14 protein-coding genes are annotated in these 15627 nt (G+C 65.9%); 12 read left to right on the top strand and 2 right to left on the bottom strand.

The annotated features are described in order from the left end of the window. Positions 1 to 2 precede the first annotated feature (2 nt). Positions 3 to 680 carry a DUF4386 domain-containing protein gene (locus A5766_RS06315; protein WP_005208901.1) on the bottom strand — a complete coding sequence of 226 codons (678 nt, stop codon included), beginning with the start codon at positions 678 to 680 and terminating at the stop codon, positions 3 to 5. Positions 681 to 803: 123 nt separating this feature from the next. On the opposite strand from A5766_RS06315, the gene A5766_RS06310 reads away from it, so the two are divergent. From A5766_RS06310 to tyrS, 12 genes are all read left to right on the top strand, one after another. After that, positions 804 to 1502 (top strand): TetR/AcrR family transcriptional regulator, encoded by a 699-nt coding sequence (locus A5766_RS06310; RefSeq protein ID WP_039856960.1) that lies wholly within the window; start codon positions 804 to 806, stop codon positions 1500 to 1502. 38 nt (positions 1503 to 1540) lie between these two features. Next, the gene (gene argC / locus A5766_RS06305; RefSeq protein ID WP_064903876.1) at positions 1541 to 2578 is read left to right on the top strand and encodes an N-acetyl-gamma-glutamyl-phosphate reductase; all 1038 of its coding nucleotides are present in this window, start codon (positions 1541 to 1543) and stop codon (positions 2576 to 2578) included. Positions 2579 to 2649: 71 nt separating this feature from the next. Then, entirely contained in the window at positions 2650 to 3870 is a 1221-nt protein-coding gene (gene argJ / locus A5766_RS06300; protein WP_064903895.1) for a bifunctional glutamate N-acetyltransferase/amino-acid acetyltransferase ArgJ, read from the top strand. Next, complete coding sequence (gene argB / locus A5766_RS06295) at positions 3867 to 4865, top strand: acetylglutamate kinase (protein ID WP_156527385.1); 999 nt, start codon at positions 3867 to 3869, stop codon at positions 4863 to 4865. The genes argJ and argB overlap by 4 nt, the downstream gene beginning before the upstream one ends. Then, the gene (locus tag A5766_RS06290) at positions 4862 to 6049 is read left to right on the top strand and encodes an acetylornithine transaminase (RefSeq protein WP_064903874.1); all 1188 of its coding nucleotides are present in this window, start codon (positions 4862 to 4864) and stop codon (positions 6047 to 6049) included. The genes argB and A5766_RS06290 overlap by 4 nt, the downstream gene beginning before the upstream one ends. After that, positions 6046 to 6969 (top strand): ornithine carbamoyltransferase, encoded by a 924-nt coding sequence (gene argF / locus A5766_RS06285; RefSeq protein ID WP_064903872.1) that lies wholly within the window; start codon positions 6046 to 6048, stop codon positions 6967 to 6969. The genes A5766_RS06290 and argF overlap by 4 nt, the downstream gene beginning before the upstream one ends. Continuing rightward, entirely contained in the window at positions 6966 to 7496 is a 531-nt protein-coding gene (locus A5766_RS06280; protein WP_197501362.1) for an arginine repressor, read from the top strand. The genes argF and A5766_RS06280 overlap by 4 nt, the downstream gene beginning before the upstream one ends. A gap of 149 nt (positions 7497 to 7645) precedes the next feature. After that, positions 7646 to 8848, top strand: a complete 1203-nt coding sequence (locus A5766_RS06275; RefSeq protein ID WP_049698547.1) for an argininosuccinate synthase — start codon at positions 7646 to 7648, stop codon at positions 8846 to 8848. Next, on the top strand, positions 8841 to 10298 hold the full coding sequence (gene argH, locus A5766_RS06270; RefSeq protein ID WP_064863470.1) for an argininosuccinate lyase: 1458 nt from the start codon (positions 8841 to 8843) through the stop codon (positions 10296 to 10298). Before A5766_RS06275 ends, argH begins: the two co-directional genes overlap by 8 nt. A gap of 107 nt (positions 10299 to 10405) precedes the next feature. Next, complete coding sequence (locus A5766_RS06265; protein WP_064863483.1) at positions 10406 to 13489, top strand: AMP-binding protein; 3084 nt, start codon at positions 10406 to 10408, stop codon at positions 13487 to 13489. Positions 13490 to 13604: 115 nt separating this feature from the next. After that, positions 13605 to 13817: a Trm112 family protein gene (locus A5766_RS06260; protein ID WP_064863469.1), complete on the top strand. Its 213-nt coding sequence runs from the start codon at positions 13605 to 13607 to the stop codon at positions 13815 to 13817. Positions 13818 to 13872: 55 nt separating this feature from the next. After that, a complete protein-coding gene (tyrS, locus tag A5766_RS06255; RefSeq protein ID WP_064903870.1) occupies positions 13873 to 15174 on the top strand; it encodes a tyrosine--tRNA ligase in 1302 nt (433 codons plus the stop codon). 215 nt (positions 15175 to 15389) lie between these two features. Here the strand turns inward: tyrS and A5766_RS24930 are convergent. After that, positions 15390 to 15627: hypothetical protein (locus tag A5766_RS24930; protein WP_231894571.1), on the bottom strand; the 238-nt coding region annotated here is incomplete at its 5' end.

Raw genomic sequence — 15627 nt, 5'->3', positions numbered from 1 at the left:
CGTCACGAGACGGCGACTGGTGTGCTGGCCGACGCCTCGCTGTGCTCTCGCACGCCACGCGCGGTCAGCCAGATGCCCAGCGCGAGTTCCCAGAGTGCGATGGGGGCGGCGGCGAGCGCGCCGATCGTCGATACCTGTGACACGAGGCCGAGGATCGTCGCTGTTGCCGACGCGAGCAGAAGCGGCGCGCCGATGATCCCGAGGGCGGGAATGGCGCGCGGAACCAGTCGGTTCGCGTACAGCACCGGAGCCAGCAGGAGCGCATTGACTGCCGGTAGCAGGCCAGGTCCGAGGAGGAACGCGCCATCGTGAAGTGCGACGAGCGCCGCGTCGACTCCTGACGGTGTGCCGGGGTCATCCCGGACCGTGACGAGTGCCAGTACCGCCACCACTCCCATCACCACGAGCGTCGCTTCGACGGTGCGAGACGCGATGAAGCCTCGTGCGCGGGCATCGCTGTGGCGTCGAATGATGGGGTAGAGCGCAATTGCGGTGCCGACGCAGCTCACGGCGAGGATGACCTCCAGCACGCATCCGAACTGGGCAGCGGCCACCGATGCGGCGGGATCGCCGTCGAGGAAGGGCTTCTCGAGAGCGAGAGCCGGAATCGACGTCGCGAAGGTGACGAGGTACCAGATGCCGGCCCATCGGGCTCGCGCTCGGTCATTCGATTCGACCATGCGGGGTCTCCTGCCTGTGGCCTTGGTGTCCGTGACGCGTGCCGTCTCAGCGGTGTACGCCGTACACCGCTGAGAGTAGGTGTACGACGTACACCTGGTCAAGGCTTCGCTAGGGTCTCGGGTATGCCGGATGACTCAGCCCAGCGAATTCCGCTCGACCGAGGGCGAGTGCTCGGCTGTGCCGTTCGCCTTGCCGATACAGAGGGATTCGACGCGGTCACCATGCGCGCGCTTGCGACCGAGCTCGACGTGGTGCCCATGGCGCTGTACAAGCATGTGGCCAACAAGAGTGACCTGGTCGACGGAATGATCGATGTCGTCGTCGATTCCTACCCCGCGTCCTCTGCGCAGGGATGGCGCAGGTCGGTGCGCTCGCGAATACTCGCCGCACGGCGCGTGTACCTGACGCACCCGTGGATGCGCACAGCGATCGAATCCCGTCACACTCCGACGCCGGGCGCGCTCGCGTACATGGATTCCCTGGCGGCGGAGTTCATCGACGGAGGCATCGCAGTCGATCTGACCCACCACGCCATGCACGTAGTCGGGTCACGGATCTGGGGCTTCACGGCGGAAGTGTTCACCGGTAGTGCCGCGCCGTCGTCCGACCTCGGTCCGGCGGCCCGGGCGGCAGCGGAGGCCGAGTTCGCGAAACGATATCCCGCAGTGACGGCGATCGCCCTCGATGCTCGCGCCCGTACGGGGCCCGCTGGCTGCGACGACGACTTCGAGTTCGAGTTCGCGGTGGATCTGATTCTCGAGGCCGTCGAACGACTACACGACGCCGTTTGGGAATCTACTTCGGTGCACCCGCCGACCTAGTTCCGTATTGATTTGCGTCGCCATGCATAATGATGTGTATGACGATCAAGGTGGCTGTCGCCGGTGCGAGCGGTTATGCGGGTGGGGAAGTGCTTCGTCTCCTGTGCGGACACCCGCGTCTGCGATCAGGCGACCTCGAGATCGGCGCCCTGACGGCGGGCGGCAACGCAGGATCGCTGCTCGGTGCCCATCATCCCAACCTGTTGCCGTTGGCGCAGCGTGAACTGCAGGAAACGACGCCCGACGTGTTGGCTGGTCACGACGTCGTGTTCCTCGCCCTGCCACACGGAACGTCGGCACAGATCGCCGACGCTCTGCCTCCCACGACGCTGATCATCGACTGCGGCGCCGACTTCCGGCTCCGTGACTCCGACGACTGGGTCGCCTACTACGGCGGCGATCACGCGGGTACCTGGCCGTACGGACTCCCCGAGATCCCCGGCAACCGTGAGGTCCTGCGGAATGCGAGCCGGATCGCGGTGCCCGGTTGCTATCCGACCGTCTCGATCCTGTCGCTGCTTCCCGCGCTTGCGGCCGGCCTCGTGGAACCACACGTCACGGTCGTCGCGGTGAGCGGGACGTCGGGCGCGGGACGGGCACCCAAGGTCGTCCTACTCGCCTCGGAGGTGATCGGTTCCGCACGTGCGTACGGCGTCGGCGGGTCGCATCGGCACACCCCGGAGATCTCGCAGGCGCTTTCGGAGGCCGCCGACCAGCCGGTCGCGGTGTCGTTCACGCCTGTGCTCGTTCCGATGTCACGCGGAATCCTCGCGACGTGCACGGCGCGCACCACAGCGTCGGCCGACGAGGTCCGCGCCGTGTACGAAAAGGCGTATGCCGACGAGCAATTCGTGTATCTGCTTCCCGAGGGCAGTCTTCCGGCGACCGGCTCGGTGATGGGTTCCAACGCAGTGCAACTCGCCGTCACCGTCGACGAGCGGGTCGGAACACTCGTGGTGGTCGGTGCAATCGACAACCTCGCGAAGGGGACCGGCGGCGCGGCCGTCCAGTCGATGAACCTCGCGTTGGACTGGGACGAAGCAGAAGGACTGAGCGCCGTGGGAGTGGCACCGTGAGCTCGAGTGGCAATGCGGCAGAAAGCAATTCGACAGCAGGCAACACAACGACGCAGGTCGACGACGATCGGATCACCGGTGGCGCGCCTGCGACCGGCCCGCGCCTGCTGCGCAATCAGGGTGTGACCGCTCCGCTCGGATTCCGCGCGGCGGGAATCGCCGCTGGTATCAAGGCTTCCGGCGCCCCCGACCTTTCACTGGTCTTCAACGAGGGCCCCGACTATTCGGCGGCAGGCGTCTTCACCCGCAATCAGGTGAAGGCTGCGCCGGTGCTGTGGAGCAAGCAAGTGCTCACCACCGGCAGGCTGCGCGCCGTCGTCCTCAATTCTGGTGGCGCCAACGCCTGTACCGGTTCGCTGGGCTTCCAGGACACGCATGCGACGGCAGAAGCTGTTGCCGAAGCGCTGAGCAACTGGGGAACCGAGACCGGGGCCGTCGAGGTCGCCGTCTGTTCCACCGGTCTCATCGGTGATCGCCTCCCGATGGACAAGGTGCTCGCGGGTGTGACCGAGATCGTCCAGGAGATGGGCGGCGGACTCTCTGGCGGAACCGACGCCGCCTACGCGATCATGACGACCGACACCGTGCCGAAACAGGTTGCGCTGCATCATCCACAGGGGTGGAACATCGGTGGAATGGCCAAGGGCGCAGGCATGATGGCACCCTCGCTCGCGACGATGCTGTGCGTGCTTACCACCGATGCGCGGGCCAGCGCAGAACAACTCGACCTCGCGCTGCGGCGCGCGACGTCGAAGACGTTCGACAGACTCGACATCGACGGCTCGACGTCGACCAACGACACAGTCCTGCTGCTCAGCTCCGGCGCCAGCCAGATCCCGGTCGAGCAAACCGAACTCGACGCCGCCGTACTGTCGGTGTGCGACGACCTCGCGGCGCAGCTGATGGCCGACGCCGAGGGTGTCACCAAGCGCATCGTCATCACGGTCACCGGCGCTGCCGCCGAAGACGACGCCATCGCAGTGGCGCGGACCATCGCCCGCGACAGTCTGGTCAAGACGGCGCTTTTCGGGTCGGACCCCAATTGGGGGCGCGTGCTCGCAGCGACGGGGATCGCGCCGGTCACCATCGACCCGGACCGAATCACGGTGTCATTCAACGGCAAAGCGGTCTGCGTCAACGGCACCGGTGTCGACGGAGCGCGTGACGTCGACCTGTCGGGTCCCGACGTCGCGGTCCTCGTCGACCTCGGCCTCGGAGCTGAGACCGGCAGCATCCGGACCACCGACCTGTCGCACGCGTACGTCGAAGAGAACTCGGCGTATTCGTCATGATCTCGACAAGCTCGATCAGCGGGGATGGCTCGCTCGGCGGGGATGGCTCGCTCGGCGGGGGCGGTTCGCTCGGCGGCGCGGCGAAGGCCGCGATCCTGGCGGAGTCGTTGCCTGCGCTGCAGGCCATGCACGGCGCAACCGTCGTCGTGAAGTACGGCGGCAACGCGATGATCGACGACGACCTCAAGCGCGCCTTCGCCGCCGACATCGTCTTCTTGCGCGCCTGCGGCATGCACCCGATCGTGGTGCACGGTGGCGGACCACAGATCTCGGCGATGCTCGCACGTCTCGGCCTGACGGGCGAGTTCCGTGGCGGGTTCCGCGTGACCACGCCCGAGGTGATGGACGTGGCGCGGATGGTGCTGTTCGGTCAGGTCGGTCGAGAGCTCGTTGGGTTGATCAACACGCACGGACCCTATGCCGTCGGCCTCACCGGTGAGGACGCCAACCTGTTCACGGCGACGCGGCGCACGGTCCTCGTCGACGGAGTTGCCACGGACATCGGACTCGTCGGCGACATCTCCTCGGTCAACACGTCCGCGGTGCTCGATCTCGTTGGTGCGGGACGAATTCCAGTCGTCTCGACCCTCGCACCCGACCGCGACGGCGTCGTCCACAACATCAACGCCGACACCGCGGCGGGCGCCCTCGCCGAGGCCCTCGGCGCCTCCCGGCTGGTGATGCTCACCGACGTCGAGGGTCTCTACACCGACTGGCCCGACCGCTCGTCGCTCGTGTCGCAGATCTCGACCGACGCACTGGCACAACTGCTTCCGAGTCTCGACGCGGGCATGGTACCCAAAATGGAGGCGTGCCTGCGTGCGGTCGAAGGCGGGGTTGGGCGAGCTCACGTCGTCGACGGCCGTGTGGCGCACGCCGTCTTGGCCGAACTGCTGACCGCGGCGAGCACCGGGACAACCGTCGTCGCTCCCGAAAACCTCTCTCCCGTAACCACGCACACCACGCTAGACACAGACGGAGCGTCTCACTCATGACCGCACCCTGGCAGGAGCGGTGGTCATCCGCCCTCATGAAGAACTACGGCACGCCGCCGATCGCCCTGACGAAGGGCGAGGGAGCCTACGTGTGGGACGCCGACGGTAACCGCTACCTGGATCTACTCGGCGGCATCGCGGTGAACGCGCTCGGTCACGCGCATCCCGCGATCGTGGCAGCGGTGACCGAGCAACTCCACACTCTGGGCCACGTCTCGAATCTGTACATCAACCCGCGGGTCGTCGAACTCGCCGAGCGTCTTCTCGACAAGTTCGGGCAGCCCGGCCGGGTGTTCTTCTGCAACTCCGGAACCGAAGCCAACGAGGCGGCATTCAAGCTGGCCAGACTCACCGGCAGGCCGCAGATCGTCGCCGCGGACAAGGCATTTCACGGACGCACCATGGGTGCGCTCGCCATGACCGGTCAACCGGCCAAGCGCGCACCGTTCGAACCGATGCCCGCAGGGGTCGACTTCGTGCCCTTCGGCGACGTCGAGGCCCTGACCGCCGCCGTGTCGTCGGAGACCGCGGCGGTGATTCTCGAGCCGATCCTCGGAGAATCCGGTGTCATCGTTCCGCCTGCGGACTACCTCGCGCACGCGCGCAGGCTGACCGCCGAGCACGGCGCATTGCTCGTCCTCGACGAGGTTCAGACGGGAATCGGTCGTACCGGAACGTTTTTCGCACACCAGGCCGCTGGGATCGTGCCCGACGTCATGACTCTCGCCAAGGGCCTCGGCGGCGGGTTGCCCATCGGGGCGACCATCGCCACGGGTCCCGCGGCGGAACTGTTCACGCCCGGACAGCACGGCACGACATTCGGCGGTAACCCGGTGTCGGCTGCCGCGGCGCTCGCGGTCCTCGATGAGTTCGACAACAGCAACCTCGTCGATCATGTTGCCGCCGTGGGAAAATCGATCGCAACCGGTGTCGAAGCACTCGACCATCCGCTGATCTCCCACGTGCGCGGGTCGGGGCTGTTGCTCGGCGTCGTGCTCACCGCGCCGGTGTCGGCGAAGGTCGAGTCGACCGCTCGCGACAACGGATTCCTCATCAACGCGCCGGCTCCCGACGTCCTGCGGCTCGCGCCGCCCCTCATCCTCACCGAGGAGCAGGCCGGCGACTTCGTCGCAGCACTGCCGCAGATCCTCGACGCCGCAACCGACGAGAGCAGCGCACAGTGACCAGACATTTTCTTCGCGACGACGACCTCACGCCCGACGAGCAGGCCGAAGTACTTGCGCTTGCTGCCGAGGTGAAGCGTCAGCCGTTCGCCTACCGACCGCTCGAGGGGCCTTGGGGAGTCGGGGTGATCTTCGACAAGAACTCCACCAGGACGAGATTCTCGTTCGAGATGGGCATCGCGCAGATGGGTGGTCACGCGGTCGTCGTCGACGGACGCACCACTCAGCTCGGCCGCGACGAATCGCTCGAGGACACCGGCCGGGTGCTGTCACGGTTCGTGGAGGCCGTCGTGTGGCGGACCTTCGGTCAGGAGCGTCTCGAAGCGATGGCCTCGACGGCGTCGATTCCGATCGTCAACGCGCTGTCGGATCTGTTCCATCCCTGTCAGGTGCTCGCCGACCTGCAGACCATCGTCGAACGCAAGGGTCGCACCGCGGGGCTGACGATGACCTACCTCGGCGACGGCGCGAACAACATGGCGCACTCGTTGGCGCTCGGCGGCGCGACCGCGGGAATGCACGTGACGATCAGTGCGCCTGACGGTTTCGAGCCCGACCCGGTCGTGATCGCCGACGCCGAGAAGCGGGCTGCGCTGACCGGGGGATCGGTCAGCGTCGAATCCGATCCTGTCGCGGCGTCGCGTGGGGCCGATGTGTTGGTCACCGACACGTGGGTCTCGATGGGGCAGGAGGACGACGGCAAGGATCGTCGCGCGCCGTTCCGGCCGTACCAGATCAACTCCGAGCTCCTCGCCGTTGCGGATCCGGACGCGATCGTCCTGCACTGCCTGCCCGCTCACCGTGGCGATGAGATCACCGACGAGGTGATCGACGGCCCCGCAAGTGCTGTTTTCGACGAGGCGGAGAACAGGTTGCATGCGCAGAAGGCGCTGCTCATCTGGCTGTTGGGGCAGAAGTGAGCAGCAACGCTGATGCGGGCGCCGCGCGCATCGCCGACCACACAGACACCAGGCTCGCGAGCACACGGGCAGGGCGACACGCGCTCATCGTCGAAGTGCTTGGTTCCCATCAGGTGCGGTCGCAGTCGGAGTTGCAGCAATTGCTCGCCGGCAGGGGAGTCGACGCCACGCAGGCAACGCTCTCACGCGACCTCGACGAACTCGGCGCCGTCAAGTTGCGCGCCGCAGACGGCGGCGTCGGCGTGTACGTCGTCCCCGAGGACGGCGCGCCCGTTCGCGGGGTGTTCGGCGGCACCGCCCGACTGTCTCGACTGCTCAGCGAACTGCTGGTGTCGACGGACGCCAGCGGAAACCTCGCCGTTCTGCGCACCCCGCCCGGCGCCGCGCACTACCTGGCCAGCGCCATCGACCGAGCAAGCCTGCCCGACGTGGTGGGCACAATCGCGGGTGACGACACGATCTTCGTGTGTGCACGGGCGCCGATCGACGGGGCCGAGCTCGCACGACGAATCGAGGGCCTCGTGTGACAACCCCTTACCGACGCCCCGGCAGCGCCTGAGCCGGAGCCGGACACACAGAGGCCCGTACCGGACCGACAAACAGACCCCAGCCCGATCGCATCGGGCACGACATCCGATGATGGATGTCGAACCACGACATAGGAGCACACACCACCATGGCGGAACGCGTCGTACTTGCATACTCCGGCGGCCTCGACACCTCGGTCGCTATCAGTTGGATCGGCAAGGAGACCGGTAAGGAGGTCGTCGCCGTCGCGCTCGACCTCGGACAGGGCGGCGAGGACATGGAGGTCGTCCGTCAACGCGCGCTCGACTGCGGTGCTGTCGAAGCCGTGCTCGTCGACGCACGCGACGAGTTCGCAGACGACTACTGCCTGCCCGCGATCACGTCGAATGCGCTGTACATGGACCGGTACCCGTTGGTGTCGGCACTGTCGCGCCCGCTGATCGCCAAGCATCTCGTGACCGCGGCACGCGATCACGGCGGCACCGTCGTCGCGCACGGCTGCACGGGTAAGGGCAACGACCAGGTGCGCTTCGAGGTCGGTTTCGCTTCGCTGGCACCAGATCTCGAGGTCATCGCCCCCGTCCGCGACTACGCGTGGACGCGCGAGAAGGCCATCTCCTTCGCCGAGGAGAACGACATCCCGATCAACGTGACCAAGAAGTCGCCGTTCTCGATCGACCAGAACGTGTGGGGTCGAGCTGTCGAGACCGGCTTCCTCGAAGACCTGTGGAATGCACCTACCAAGGACGTCTACAGCTACACCGAGGATCCGACGATCAACTGGAACTCGCCCGACGAGGTCATCATCACGTTCGACAAGGGTCGCCCGATCGCCATCGACGGTCGCCCGGTCAGCGTGCTCGAGGCGATCGAGGAACTCAACCGCCGCGCGGGTGCACAGGGTGTCGGCCGCCTCGACGTCGTCGAAGATCGCCTCGTCGGCATCAAGAGCCGCGAGATCTACGAGGCCCCCGGCGCGATGGTGCTGATCACCGCCCACGAAGAGCTCGAACACGTCACGCTCGAGCGCGAACTCGGACGCTTCAAGCGTCGGACCGACCAGAAGTGGGCCGAGCTGGTGTACGACGGCCTCTGGTTCTCACCTCTCAAGCGCTCGCTGGACACCTTCGTCGACTCCACGCAGGAGCATGTCTCCGGCGAGATCCGCCTCGTGCTGCACGGTGGCCACATCTCGGTCAACGGCCGCCGCAGCGGCGAGTCGCTGTATGACTTCAACCTCGCGACCTACGACGAGGGCGACAGCTTCGATCAGTCCGCTGCACGTGGATTCGTCGAGCTGCACGGCCTGTCGTCGAAGATCGCGGCCAAGCGGGACCTGCTCAGTGAGTGATCAGGGCCTCTCAGCCCAGCAGGGGACAACGAATAAGGGGTCGCTCTGGGGGGGTCGCTTCGCGTCGGGACCCGCCGACGCGATGGCGGCGCTGAGCAAGTCGACGCAGTTCGACTGGGTGCTCGCCCCGTTCGACATCCAGGCGTCGAAGGCGCATGCCAGGGTTCTTAACCGCGCGGGCCTGCTGTCCGACGACGATCTGACCGCCATGCTCGCCGGTCTCGACCAGCTCGCGAGCGACGTCGCCGACGGCACCTTTGTGGCCGCCGAGTCCGACGAGGACGTGCATGGCGCCCTCGAACGCGGACTCATCGAGCGCGTCGGAGCCGACCTCGGTGGCAGGCTGCGCGCCGGACGGTCGCGCAACGATCAGGTCGCCACGCTCTTCCGCATGTGGCTGCGCGAGGCGATGCGCTCGATCGCAACAGGTGTGCTCGACGTCGTCGAGGCGTTGACGGCTCAGGCTCGCGCACATCCCGACGCCGTCATGCCGGGCAAGACACATCTGCAGGCAGCCCAGCCGGTGCTGCTCGCACATCATCTGCTCGCGCACGCGCAACCGCTGATCCGCGACGTCGACAGGCTTGCCGACGCGGATCGTCGAACTGCGGTGTCCCCGTACGGGTCCGGTGCATTGGCTGGTTCGTCACTCGGCCTCGATCCGGAGGCGATCGCCGCTGATCTGGGGTTTTCGGCCGCCGCGGAGAACTCGATCGACGCGACGTCGTCGCGAGACTTCGCGGCCGAGGCATCGTTCGTCTTCGCGATGATCGCCGTCGATCTGTCGCGACTCGCCGAAGAGGTGATCCTGTGGAGCACCGCCGAATTCGGTTACGTCACGCTCGCCGACGCCTGGTCGACGGGCAGCTCGATCATGCCGCAGAAGAAAAACCCCGACGTCGCGGAACTCACACGAGGCAAAGCCGGCAGATTGATCGGTGACCTCACCGGCCTGCTGGCGACCCTGAAGGCCCAGCCGCTCGCCTACAACCGCGACCTGCAGGAAGACAAAGAGCCGGTGTTCGACGCCGTCGCGCAGCTCGAACTGCTGTTGCCTGCGATCGCAGGCATGGTCGGCACACTCGAGTTCCACGAGGACCGGATGGCCGAACTGGCTCCCGCGGGATTCACCCTCGCCACCGACATCGCCGAATGGCTTGTGCGTCAAGGCGTTCCGTTCCGCGTAGCGCACGAGGTCGCCGGTGCGTGCGTGCGTGAGGCAGAGAGCCGTGGCGTCGGACTCGACGAACTCGACGACGCCACGTTCGCGTCGATCGATCCGGCTCTCACGCCACAGGTTCGCGAGGTGCTGACCGTTCGCGGATCCATCGAGTCGCGCGACGCCTACGGCGGAACCGCTCCGTCGCAGGTGCAGCGACAGCTCGACGTCCTCGATCGGGAGCTTCCCGCGTTGCGCTCGCGGTGGTCGGTGAGTTCACGGTCACAGTGAGGCCGACGAGTGCGCGGGGTCCAAGTCGATCCGTGTACGGTGCGAGTTGACCGAGCTGGGTAGAGTGACTTGGATCACCATCCGGTGTGTGGGGAGGAGCGTGGTTGATGTCAGGCGGCGGCATTCCCGACGTGAAGGCCTTCGCCGAGCGTGTCCTCGCGACGGCACAGAACGGGCTCGAGGTGCTCCGGTACGGCGGTCTGCAGACCGGAACCGAGCCCGCGCCGTTCACCGTGGTCGAGACCACACGGATGTTCCGGTTGCGGCGCTATTTCCCGGATGCCCCCGCAACCGGACCCAACATCGTGTTGATCCCCCCGATGATGGTGTCCGCCAACGTCTATGACGTGACCGAACACAATGGCGCGGTCTCGGTGTTGCACCGCCACGGCATCACCCCATGGGTCGTCGACTTCGGGTCTCCCGACCACGAAGAGGGCGGGATGGAGCGCAACCTCGCCGATCACGTGGTCGCGGTGAGTGAGGCGGTCGACTGGATCATCGAGTCCACCGGCCGCGACGTTCACGTTGCCGGCTACTCGCAGGGCGGCATGTTCGCCTATCAGGCAGCCGCGTATCGACGATCCCGCGGCGTGGCGAGCGTGATCACCTTCGGTAGCCCCGTCGACGTTCTTGCGGCGTTACCGCTCGGGCTCCCCGCAGCGCTGGTTGCGCCGGGCGCCGAGGTCCTGGCCGACAAGGTGTTTCCCCACCTCTGGGTGCCGAGTTGGCTCGCGCGTCTCGGCTTCCAGATGCTCGACCCGGTGAAAACCGCGCGCAGCCGCTTCGACTTCCTCCGACAACTCCACGACCGCGACGCGCTTCTGCCCCGCGAAGACCAGCGACGCTTCCTCGAAGCCGAAGGATGGGTCGCCTGGTCCGGGCCGGCCATCGCGGAACTGCTGCGCCAGTTCGTCGCACACAATCGCATGGTGTCCGGCGGATTTGTCATCAATGGAGAACTGGTGACGCTCGCCGAGATCACGGCTCCGGTTCTGGGGTTCGTGGGGGAGGTCGACGACATCGGGCAACCGGTCGCGATCCGAGGTGTCGTCCGTGCGGCGCCACGAGCCCGCGTGTACGAATCACGGTTGCCCGTAGGCCATTTCGGACTTGTGGTGGGAAGTACGTCCGGTACTCGTACGTGGCCGACGACTGCGGAATGGATCAATTGGCAGGAGGGCCTGGGGCCCGAGCCCGATCACGTGGAGCCGATGGAGGCACCGATCGACGGCAAAGGCACCGGCGTCGGACTGTTGTCGCGTATCACCCACGGCATCGGTTCTGTTGCCGATGCGGGTGCCGGCGCGTCCCGCGAGCTGTGGGAAATGGCAGGCGCGGTCCAGCGGACATCGGTGGCTGTCGCACAGGAATCCGTCCGCACGGTGCCGCGACTGTTCCGTCTCGGACAGATCCAGTCGGGCACTCGGATCTCGCTGGGAAAGCTGATGTCGGAGAACACCGACTGGGGCAGCGACCGCGAGGTGTTCCTCTTCGAGAATCGAGTTCTCACCCATTCTCAGGTCGACACCCGCATCAACAACGTGGTGGCGGGACTGGTGCAGTGCGGCGTGCGCCCCGGTGAGCACATCGGCGTCCTGATGGATACGCGCCCGAGCGCGCTGGTCGCCGTTGCCGCACTGTCCCGATTGGGCGCGGTTGCGGTGCTCCTCGCCGGTGAAGGCGACGTCGGGGAGATGCTGCGACTGGCCGGCGCGAACGTCGTCATCTGCGATCCCGTTCACCTCGACACCGCAACCGCACACAGCGATCGGGTGCTCGTACTCGGTGGCGGAAGCGGGTCGGCACGTGAGATCGACGGCGCTGACGGCCACACCATCATCGACATGGAGCAGATCGACCCCGACGTCGTGCAGATGCCTGCGTGGTACCGCCCGGATCCCGGTCTCGCAGGCGATCTCGCGTTCATCCTCTTCACCCGCTCACGCGGCAAACTCGCCGTGTGGCCGGTGACCAATCACCGGTTTGCGATGTCGGCGTTCGGCGCGGCGTCGGCGGCTGGTCTCACCGACCGCGACACGGTCTATTGCATCCCGCCGCTGCACCACGCCTCCGGACTGCTGACCACGCTTGGGGCGACAGCCGTCGGCCGGTCGCGTATCGCCTTGTCGGAGGGGGTCGACGCCGAGAACTTTGTCACCGAGGTTCATCGATACGGCGTCACCGTGGTGTCGTATACCTGGTCGATGTTGCGGGAGATACTGCACGACAAGAACTTTCAGGTCAACGAGCACAATCCGATCCGGTTGTTCATGGGATCGGGACTTCCCACCGGTCTGTGGGACGAGATCGGTGAACGGTTTCCGCGCGCCCGCGTTCTCGAGTTCTTCGCGACCGCCGACGGGTCGGCCATCCTCGCTAACGTCGCCGCCGACAAGGTCGGGTCGATGGGTCGCGCTCTTCCGGAGACCAACGAGGTCGCGATCGCGGCGTACGACGTCGACGCCGAACGTCTCGTCGTCGGCGAAAGTGGTTTCGTAGATCGTGCGGGGCAGGGCGAGGTCGGTCTGCTGCTGGCGCGATCGCGCCATCGTTTCGACACCACCGCGACTGTCTTGCGTGACGTTTTCGCACCCAAGGACCGGTGGGAGGTGTCCGGCCACCTGTTCTACCGGGATTCCGACGACGACTTGTGGTTCATGGGATCGGTTGACACCGTTGCGCATTCGGTCGAAGGGCCCATCTACCTTCCCCCGATCGAACAACTGCTTTCGCGCGTACCCGGTGTCGACCAGGTGGCCGCTTATCGGCTCGGCGATCCGGGAAGCCAGATCGTCGTGGCAGCGCTGACCATGCGGTCCGACGTCGACGTGGATTCACTGACCGTCACGCAACTGCGACTAGGGCTCGGCGCACTGCCCGCGCACCGCCGGCCCCATCTGGTCTGGATCGTCGACGAGATTCCGGTGTCGGAGTCGTATCGGCCACAGGCACGCGAACTGGCGGCCCGCGGCGTTCCCAAACCCGGGTCAAAGGTCTGGTACCGCGACTCGGAGGGCAGGTACCGACGGTTCACCAAGACTGCGGTGAGCCGAGTGGACTGGCTACCGGCCTCCGCAGACTCCTCGTCAGCATCGTCGCGCGGCCGCACGACCTCGGCGAAAGCGGCGGCCACCACGGCCACACCGACGAGGACGAGAGTCGGGGAAACGGCGACCGGCACACGGTGATGTCGCGGCGACTGGGTGACCGACACGTTCGCGCGCGCCACTAGGCTTGCTGGCATGCCCCGCGGCAGTGCGAACAGTCGCTGGGGAATATCCGCTGAGAGAGGAAGCAAAGTCGATGAGTTCTCGCGCGCAGTCACTGGATCCGATCGTTCGTGACCGGCTGGTGTGCCCGCAAGATCATGGGCCACTGCTCGACGCGGGCGACGAGCTCTACAACCCGCGGCTTCGCGTCGCTTACCGGATCGACGCCGACGGCATCCCGGTCATGTTGGCCACCGAAGCACGGGCGGTCGCCGACGCCGAGCACGAACGCCTGACATCTGCCTGATCACCAGGGGTCGGGTCTGCGACGACCCCGCGGGGGTGGATGACAAGATCGATGTGTGAGCACACTGACCTCTGAAGACCGAATCGACGGTTCGCACATTCTCGACGATCTGCAGTGGCGAGGGTTGATCGCACAGTCAACCGACATCGACGAACTGCGCTCCGCGGTCGAGGCGGGCCCGATCACCGTGTACGCCGGGTTCGACCCGACGGCGTCGAGCCTGCACGCCGGACACCTGGTGCCGTTGTTGACGCTGCGTCGCTTTCAGCTCGCAGGTCACCGGCCCATCGCTCTTGCCGGCGGTGCCACCGGACTCATCGGCGACCCGCGCGACGTCGGTGAGCGGACGATGAACTCCGTCGACACTGTAGGCGGATGGACGGGACGCATCGGCGACCAGTTGGCCAGCTTCCTGCGATTCGACGACAGCCCGAACAGCGCGCTCCTCGTCAACAACATGGAGTGGACGGCAGGGCTCAGCGCCATCGAGTTCCTTCGCGACCTCGGTAAGCACTTCTCGGTCAACGTGATGCTCGCTCGAGAGACGGTTCGACGACGCCTCGAGTCCGATGGCATCAGCTACACCGAGTTCAGCTATCTGCTGCTGCAGTCCAACGACTACCTCGAACTGCACCGCAGGCACGGGTGCAGCCTGCAGATCGGCGGCTCGGATCAGTGGGGAAACATCGTCGGCGGTGTCGATCTCACGCGCCGAATCACCGGAAACACCGTGCACGCGCTGACGGTTCCGCTCGTGACCTCGTCGGATGGCAAGAAGTTTGGTAAGTCGACCGGCGGCGGAAGCCTCTGGCTCGACCCGGAACTCACCAGTCCCTACGCCTGGTACCAGTACTTCGTGAACACGTCCGACGCCGACGTCGTCCGCTACCTGAAGTGGTTCACGTTCCTCACGCGCGAGGAGATCGGCGAGCTGGAGCGCGCAACCGAAGAGACGCCGCATCTCCGGTTGGCGCAGAAGCGCCTCGCAGCGGAGATGACGACACTCATCCACGGCGCAGCCAATACCCAGGCCGTGGAACTCGCCAGCCAGGCATTGTTCGGTCGCGCCGAACTGGCCGATCTCGATGAGTCGACGCTCGCCGCAGCACTGGGCGAGACGACGATCGCCGAGTACAGCTCCGACGCACCGACGCTCGTCGGACTTCTGGTGGACAGCGGGCTCTCTGAGAGCAATAAAGCTGCACGGCGCGCGATCGGGGAAGGGGGTGCCTACGTCAACAACGCCAAGATCACCGATCCGGAGTGGACTCCAGGCACTTCCGACCTGCTTCACGGCCGTTGGCTGGTCATCCGACGCGGTAAGAAGAGCTTTGCCGGCGCTCGTTTAACGCTCTGACCAGGCGATTTGACGCGCTGTTCCCGTGTGTGTAACTTTCTTGTTGCACCGCAGCGAGCAAGACCCCGGGGCCGACACGGAATCGGGGAAACTGCAGTGTCTCAGGTCTGATAGCCTGGAACACCGATGCGGCCAGAAACGAATAGCCCGCAACACACAGTGTTGCGAACGCGAATCGGATCTGGTAGCTTGGAAGAGTTGCTCCGGAGACGGGGTCAGCAAAATCCAAACACCAGCTTACTAGAGAGCGCCTCGCCATGCGGGGTGGCGCTGGTAGGTGTGTGTTCTTTGAGAACTCGATAGTGTATTGACAAGATTGTCTGATGCCATATTTTGGCATCGTGTGTCCAAGTTTTTGGATTATGTGATGATTTATTTTTGTGACGCTCAGGTCTTTGGGTCTGGGTGTTGCTAGTTTTTGTTTGGTCAGGTTTTTGTCTCTCTGGCTGAGAT

It is taken from the genome of Gordonia sp. 852002-51296_SCH5728562-b (genome assembly GCF_001665475.1).
Classification (GTDB): domain Bacteria; phylum Actinomycetota; class Actinomycetes; order Mycobacteriales; family Mycobacteriaceae; genus Gordonia; species Gordonia sputi.
The sequence above is the reverse complement of the archived record's forward strand: the minus strand, read 5'-3'. Positions and strand labels throughout refer to the sequence as shown.

Coding starts and splice junctions, on each gene's coding strand:
- argC (WP_064903876.1), top strand. CDS start 1,541: ATGACGATCAAGGTGGCTGTCGCCGGTGCGAGCGGTTATGCGGGTGGG.
- A5766_RS06265 (WP_064863483.1), top strand. CDS start 10,406: ATGTCAGGCGGCGGCATTCCCGACGTGAAGGCCTTCGCCGAGCGTGTC.
- argB (WP_156527385.1), top strand. CDS start 3,867: ATGATCTCGACAAGCTCGATCAGCGGGGATGGCTCGCTCGGCGGGGAT.
- A5766_RS06275 (WP_049698547.1), top strand. CDS start 7,646: ATGGCGGAACGCGTCGTACTTGCATACTCCGGCGGCCTCGACACCTCG.
- A5766_RS06290 (WP_064903874.1), top strand. CDS start 4,862: ATGACCGCACCCTGGCAGGAGCGGTGGTCATCCGCCCTCATGAAGAAC.
- A5766_RS06260 (WP_064863469.1), top strand. CDS start 13,605: ATGAGTTCTCGCGCGCAGTCACTGGATCCGATCGTTCGTGACCGGCTG.
- A5766_RS06310 (WP_039856960.1), top strand. CDS start 804: ATGCCGGATGACTCAGCCCAGCGAATTCCGCTCGACCGAGGGCGAGTG.
- A5766_RS06315 (WP_005208901.1), bottom strand. CDS start 680: ATGGTCGAATCGAATGACCGAGCGCGAGCCCGATGGGCCGGCATCTGG.